Origin of the sequence: uncultured Campylobacter sp., assembly GCF_937949835.1 — a bacterium.
Classification (GTDB): Bacteria; Campylobacterota; Campylobacteria; order Campylobacterales; family Campylobacteraceae; genus Campylobacter_B.
Window position 1 is genome coordinate 1 of the sequence record NZ_CALEDC010000201.1, and the last position, 6,347, is coordinate 6,347.

6 protein-coding genes and 1 pseudogene are annotated in these 6,347 nt (G+C 47.3%); 3 read left to right on the forward strand and 4 right to left on the reverse strand.

Annotated elements, in window-relative coordinates; all coding sequences use genetic code 11:
* Window positions 1–763 (forward strand): annotated as a pseudogene (locus Q0256_RS04650) (hypothetical protein); the annotation flags it as partial.
* Here Q0256_RS04650 and Q0256_RS04655 read toward each other — a convergent pair.
* From Q0256_RS04655 to Q0256_RS04665, 3 genes are all read right to left on the reverse strand, one after another.
* Window positions 755–1,321, reverse strand: coding sequence for a hypothetical protein (locus Q0256_RS04655; protein ID WP_297960508.1), 567 nt, complete (start codon window positions 1,319–1,321; stop codon window positions 755–757). The pseudogene Q0256_RS04650 and the gene Q0256_RS04655 sit on opposite strands and share 9 nt — an antisense overlap.
* A gap of 603 nt (window positions 1,322–1,924) precedes the next feature.
* Window positions 1,925–2,503, reverse strand: coding sequence for a hypothetical protein (locus Q0256_RS04660; protein ID WP_297960511.1), 579 nt, complete (start codon window positions 2,501–2,503; stop codon window positions 1,925–1,927).
* Between the two features lie 625 nt (window positions 2,504–3,128).
* Complete coding sequence (locus Q0256_RS04665) at window positions 3,129–4,085, reverse strand: cation diffusion facilitator family transporter (protein WP_297960514.1); 957 nt, start codon at window positions 4,083–4,085, stop codon at window positions 3,129–3,131.
* Window positions 4,086–4,439: 354 nt separating this feature from the next.
* On the opposite strand from Q0256_RS04665, the gene Q0256_RS04670 reads away from it, so the two are divergent.
* Window positions 4,440–4,814, forward strand: a complete 375-nt coding sequence (locus tag Q0256_RS04670) for a cupin domain-containing protein (RefSeq protein ID WP_297960517.1) — start codon at window positions 4,440–4,442, stop codon at window positions 4,812–4,814.
* A 211-nt stretch (window positions 4,815–5,025) separates the two neighbouring features.
* Window positions 5,026–5,661, forward strand: a complete 636-nt coding sequence (locus Q0256_RS04675) for an NAD(P)-dependent oxidoreductase (RefSeq protein ID WP_297960520.1) — start codon at window positions 5,026–5,028, stop codon at window positions 5,659–5,661.
* A gap of 233 nt (window positions 5,662–5,894) precedes the next feature.
* Here Q0256_RS04675 and Q0256_RS04680 read toward each other — a convergent pair.
* On the reverse strand, window positions 5,895–6,347 hold a 453-nt coding region (locus tag Q0256_RS04680), incomplete at its 5' end, for a hypothetical protein (protein WP_297960523.1).

A 6,347-nucleotide genomic window follows, 5' to 3' on the forward strand; every position in this document is an offset into this window, starting at 1 on the left:
TTGCGCCGAGCTTTTGGCGCAGCTCAGGCTATCGCGCGTGGTAATCGGCGCGCGCGATACGAACGCGCAGGCTGCGGGCGGCGCGGAAATTTTACGCCGTGGGGGCATAGAGGTGAAATTTGACGTTTGCTCCGCGGGGGCGACGGAGCTTGTGGAGCCGTTTTATTTGGCGCGCGCGAGCGGCTTTTGCTTCATCAAAATCAACGCCACGCTAAACGGCGCGGTGCATGGGCGGATCGGCAGCGAGAAGCAGCGCGCGTTCGTGCACGAGCTGCGCAGCGTGTGCGATTACGTAGGCGTGGGCGGGCAGACCGTGCGCACCGACAGACCGACGCTGGACGTGCGTGCGGCTAAATTTGATGAAATTAGCGCTTTGGTGGGCAGTGCTGATATGTTGACGCCAGACGCGCGCGTTGCGCCGCAAAATCTAAAGCTGCGCGCCCCCGATGTGTGGATCCACTCGCGCCGCGCACTTTCGGATTTTGATGCGAGCATTCCGCTTTTCGGCGTCGAAGGACGCAAGGTAGAGGTTTCGCAGTCGCTACCTGCGGACGCAAAAATCACGATGATAGAGGCGGGGGCGAGTTCGTTTGACGAGTTTGCGCAGTTTGCGAGTCACGCGCTTATTTTTTACAGCGCGCAGATGAGAGACGCGGGAAATTTTAGAGCAAATGCCGCGCTACGGCCGCTTTTCATCTCCAGCGCAGGCGATCCGCACCTAGAAGCGAACGAATTCTACGGCTGGTTTAAAATTTTAAAATGAAAATTGCAAAAGCTTCGTTATTATCGGTATAAGGATCAGCAGCGCTACTATTATTATGACGACCAATAGCGCCTTGTCTATATTATATTTTCTTGCCGTAGATTTTGTCGTTAGGCTGCAATTTTGTAAGAAAACCCCGAGTTTATAGCCGCTGATATGAAATAACCAAGCGGTCCAAATCGGCCCGAGGGATAGGCACATCGCCGCAAATGCAATTTCTGATTTATTTAATATCATTATGCCGACGATCATAAATAAAGATAGCAGACTAACGATAATCACGCCTATCGTCGAAAAGGCGATAAAAAATATAAAATTTAGCTTGCAATCGATGCCTAAAATGCGAAAATTAATAATTTTATTTGCGATATAAAATGCGGAGATTATCGTTAAGATAGCTTTTACGAGCTCGACTTTAAAGGGAGCGTAGGGCAATAGCGGTACGCCAAAAACTGCATTAGATATGATACCTACGTGCGATAAAGTAAAGCCGAGCGAGAACGAGAATACGCCTGTCAGTACGATGCCCAAAAGCAATTTGTAGAAATATATTTTCATACGCAATCCTTAAAATTCTGCGAAATTATACGCAATAGCGGCTTAAAATTTTGATCGAAAATTTAGCGTAAGCTTTGAAATTTTTCACGTATGCCGCAAGCAACGATGCAGAGCGAGTATAAAAAACAGATATATGCCGCAAGCGGGACAAAAGCGACAAATCCCGAAGCATAAACTAGCGCTACTAATACATATGTCGCATTTGCCAGCGCAGGTATGCTATAAGTCCAAAGCTCGGGCTTTTAAAAAGGGGTGTAGATATTATTCAAATACAAAGCTAAATTTAAGACAAGCAGTAGAAAAAATATATAATTCTTTTTCATAAAAGGAAAAGCGGCGCAAACCAAGACTACTATCAAATTTAATGCGATAAGAAAACCTATGTAATTAATATCTATAAAGGCGCAAAGTAAGCCTAAAATCGCGATTAATATATGCCTTTTCATAACCGATTGCCGTCTTTTTTAATTCCTGCAATTATAATGCGTAGGTTTAAATTTTGATAAAAAATATTTCGTTCTTAAAATTTCGTCGTGCCGTGCGAGCGATTTACGCCTATTAAATTTAGCGCATACGGACGAAATTTAAACGGGGCGCTTAGCTTTATTTAGATTCAAAAACGATAAAGTTTAGCCATATTATTACACCTATAAGCAATAAAATGGACGATAGTGTTTCGTTGGCATTCCAGCGCCTTTTTAGACTAACGATTTGTAAAAATTTGCCGAGCTCGTAATCGCTTTTGCGAAATGAAAATGCCGTAGAATAGGTGCCTATGAATAATATCGCGGCGGATAATATCGCTACTAATCTTTTATCCAAATCCAAACCGAATAGCATAAAACCGAATACTATGATATAAGTAACGGCGGTAAGGGCTAAAATTCCTACCGTCGCAAATGCGATGAAAAATATAATATTAAGCTTGCGATCGATGCCTTTGACATAAAAATCGCTCAAACTGCTACTGATATAAAAGGCGAATAGCTCAAGAATCGCCGTCGTAAAAGGCAGACGAATATCGCCCGGAAATAAAAAATATCCCTTCAAAAGGCTCATAACATCGATATTTGAAATATTTTCAATATGCCACGAAACAACGTAAAATGAAATCACAAAAATGGCTAAAAATACGTTACCCAAAAAGAACTTGTAAATTAGGTATTTTATGTTTTTGCGCACCTTGGCTCCCTGAAATTTCGCGAGATTATACGTCAAATTTGCTTTTAACAGGCTCAAATTGGCAGGAAAATAATGAGTGAAATTTAGGCAAATTTTGAGAGTAGTTTAAATTTACGGCTCAATTTACAGCTCAATTCGCGGCACGGAATTTTAAAATTTAGAAGCGCGGTATGCTGGCTAAATTTAAAAATTCAGCGTGCGCTGTGTCATCTCCGTGCTATTAAAATAGAAGGCGTTTGGCTAAATTTAAAACCACTCCGTGCGTCCGATAAATTTCGCTGCATTTGCCAGCCTGCCGTTTCCGTCAAATTTAAAATTCCGCAAACGCGTATAAGCGCCTTTTTGAATGGTACAGCGATCCGCTGCGTAAAATTTGCGATTTTGCGCGTACAGCGCCTGATTTTGAAATGGCGTCCGCGGGGCGAAATTTTAAAATTCCACCACGCGTAGGGATTTAAAATTTCATAACGAGCGCAAAATTTTAAAATTTGAAACCTCAAAATTTTAAAATTCCGAAATCTCGCGGCGCGGGCAAATTTAAAATTTAAAACTCAAGCCAAATTTTAAATTTCAAACCGAGCGGAATTCTAAATTCTAAATTGAGCGGAATTCCAAATCCAAAAATTTAGTGATGATGCCCCAAATGCCCGTCACCGCCATTTGATCTTACTTCGCAGATGAGCTCGCCGCCGCACTCGTTTTCGCTGCTTTCAAGCTGTAGCGTCGTGTGCGTGATGCCCAGATGCTCCATTTCGTGCGATATTTCGGCCATGATCCGCTCCGCCTCGCGCACGCTTAGCTCGCCGCTGACCACCACGTGAGCCGTGAGCGCGTTTGCGCCGCTCGTGATACTCCAGACGTGCAGGTCGTGCACCGAAAGCACGCCGTCCACGCCCCTGATCTGCGCGACGAGCCCGTCTAGGCACACGCCCTTTGGCGAGCCCTCCATCAGGATGTTTAGGCTGTCTTTTAGCACGCCCCAGCCGCTTTTGACGATGAGCGCAGCCACGAGCACGCTAGCCGCCGCGTCCGCCCAGCCCCAGCCAAACCACATCATCGCTAGCGCGGCCGTTATCGCGCCCACCGAGCCTAGAGCGTCGCCTAGCACGTGAAGGTATGCGCCGCGCATATTGACGTTTTCTCTCACGTCGCCGTCGCGCAGCATGTATAGCGCCACGACGATGTTTACGGCAAGACCCAGCGTGCTGATGGCGAGCATGCCCGCGGTGGCTACTTCGGGCGGGTTTTGGAAGCGCCGCGCCGCCTCGATGACGATAAAAACGGCGATGACGATGAGCGTGACGGCGTTTATCGTCGCGGTTAAAATTTCGATTCGCCTGTAGCCGAAGGTCTTTTGCAGGTTGCCCTTGCGTTCGCCGAATTTAAACGCAAACAGCGAAAGCCCGAGCGCCGCGGCGTCTGATAGCATGTGCCCGGCGTCGGAGAGCAGGGCGAGCGAGTTCGTCGCGAAGCCGCCCGCGACCTCGATCAGCATAAAAGCGGATATAATAAGGAAGGAATTTCTCAAAACGGTTTTATTTGACGCGTGCGAGTGCTCATGATGAGCGTGATTTTCGTGCATTTTGACCTCGTTTTTCGGCAAATTTTAGATACATTATACCCCAAAAAAGCGCTTAAATTTTATCTATATCGCCTTCTAGTCCGGCATCTACGCGCTTGCCGATGTCTTTTAGCTTGCTAAATCCTCTATCAGCCTCGGCGCGTCGTCAAGGGCGATCGCAAACGTCTTAAATGCGCTATTTTGCATAAAAATCCTTCGGTTAAAATCGCGCGGATTTTAGCTGATTTTAAAATTCGAGTCAAATTTTTTGAAAATTTTTGCTGTAACTCTTGACATTACAACTAAATTTTATTATACTTCGCTCATCGGTTGTAAGTTATAGCATTACAACAAAAAAATTCTAAGGAGAAAAAGATGTCAAACTACAAGATCGTTTCAACGAAAAATGAGCCGAGAGTCGAGCTGAAAGACGCTTTAAATTTAAGCGGCTGTGAGCTATCTATCAACGAGCTTCCGGCAAACGTGAGCGTGCCTTTCGTGCATTCGCACAAGCAAAACGAGGAGCTTTACTTGGTGCTAAAAGGCGGCGGCGCGCTCTTTATCGACGGCGAGGAGAAGGCGGTCAAGGAGGGCGATGCGATCCGTATCGATCCGGCAGGCAAAAGATGTTTCAAAGCGGGCGCGCAAGGGATGAAATTTATCTGTATCCAGACTAAACGCGGAAGCCTGGAGCAGTACACTAACGGCGACGGCGTGATAAACGACGATGTAAAGCCAAGCTGGCTGTAAAATTTCGCAAGACAAGCGCGCGGCAAAGCGCGGGAGTAAATTTTAAACTGCGTAGCGCGGCAAGACGCCCCTGCGTGGCGGGTGCATCGGCTGCGACGGCGACGATAGGCGATCGTATGAGAGTATATCAGCCGCGATGGCAAGTGAATTGGCTTGCAGCAGTGATAGGCGGCTGCGTCAGCAAACAAAATCTAAATTTAAAGGATAGAAAATGAAAAAAGTAGCAATCATCGGAGCAAACGGAAAATCAGGTAGCGCGCTAGTTGTGGAGGCGCTAAGGCAGGGCTACGACGTAACGGGCTTCGCGCGAAACAAAGAGTATGAAAATGGTGCCATCAAGCTCGTGCATAAGGACGTTTTTGAGCTTAGCAAGGCCGATTTGGCGGGCTTTGACATCGTCATCAGTGCGGTCGCTGCATGGACGCCGCAGACCTTCCCGCTTCACGCGAAAATGACGCAGCACATCGCGGAGCTGCTAAGCGGCACGCAAACGAGACTTTTCGTCATCGGCGGTGCGGGCGTGTTATACACAGACGCTTCGCGCAAGACGCGCCTGATGGATACTCCGAGCTTCCCGGCTGAGTATATGGGCGTAGCCGAGGCGACTGCGGCGAGCTACGAGGTGCTAAAAGCGAGCAAAAATTTGATCTGGACCTACGTGATCCCTGCCGCGGAATACGACGCAAACGCCGCTCGCACGGGCTCATACGTCCTCGGAGGCGACGAGCTGATCCTAAACGGCAAGGGCAAAAGCTACATCGGCTACGCAGACCTCGCGCTCGCCGTAATAGATGAGATCAAGGCGCGAAAATTTATCGGCAAGCCGTTTACGGCGGTCGGCGAATAATGTGGCGTTGCCGCGTGTAAATTTTAACTGCGCGGCGCAGCAAAATTCTAACGTAAATTTTAAATCGTATAGCGCGGTAAAATTCTAACGTAAATTTAAAATTTAGCAGCAAAGCAAGCTCGGGCTTTAATCAAAATTTAGCGCCAGGACAAAGCCTATGTTTGAATTAAAATTTAGAGCTAGCTACGGTTTGAAATTAAAATTTAGCGGCGGAGCCGAACTCAAGCTAAAATTTAAAATTTAACGGCAACGGTAGCGGTTACCGCGGTGCTAATGACGGCGGCTAGTGCGTTTGCTATAACATCGGTGGCGATTATATTCGAATAATAGCGGCGGTGGCGATAGCAGCGATTGTATTCACGACACGGCAGCAGTGGTAATGAGCAGCGGTAGCGGCTGCAATGATGGTAGGCGACAGCGGCGTGGATGGCGGTATTAACGCCAGCCGTAATACAGCGGGCGGTAGCAAGAATATAATGAACGGCGCCGCGGCGATTGCAAACAATAGCCGTAAAGATGATAAGCGATGGTAGCGTAACGGCAAGCAGCAATAGTGATCTGCTGTAAATATAATGAATGGTAGCAGCGACGGTGACAATGTCGGCAAAGATAATGTAGTAGTAGCGACGATAGCGGTAGTAGCGGTAGACGGGGATAGTCGCACTATCGGTATCAGTGGCGCGCGG

Coding starts and splice junctions, on each gene's coding strand:
- Q0256_RS04670 (WP_297960517.1), top strand. CDS start 4,440: ATGTCAAACTACAAGATCGTTTCAACGAAAAATGAGCCGAGAGTCGAG.
- Q0256_RS04655 (WP_297960508.1), bottom strand. CDS start 1,321: ATGAAAATATATTTCTACAAATTGCTTTTGGGCATCGTACTGACAGGC.
- Q0256_RS04665 (WP_297960514.1), bottom strand. CDS start 4,085: ATGCACGAAAATCACGCTCATCATGAGCACTCGCACGCGTCAAATAAA.
- Q0256_RS04675 (WP_297960520.1), top strand. CDS start 5,026: ATGAAAAAAGTAGCAATCATCGGAGCAAACGGAAAATCAGGTAGCGCG.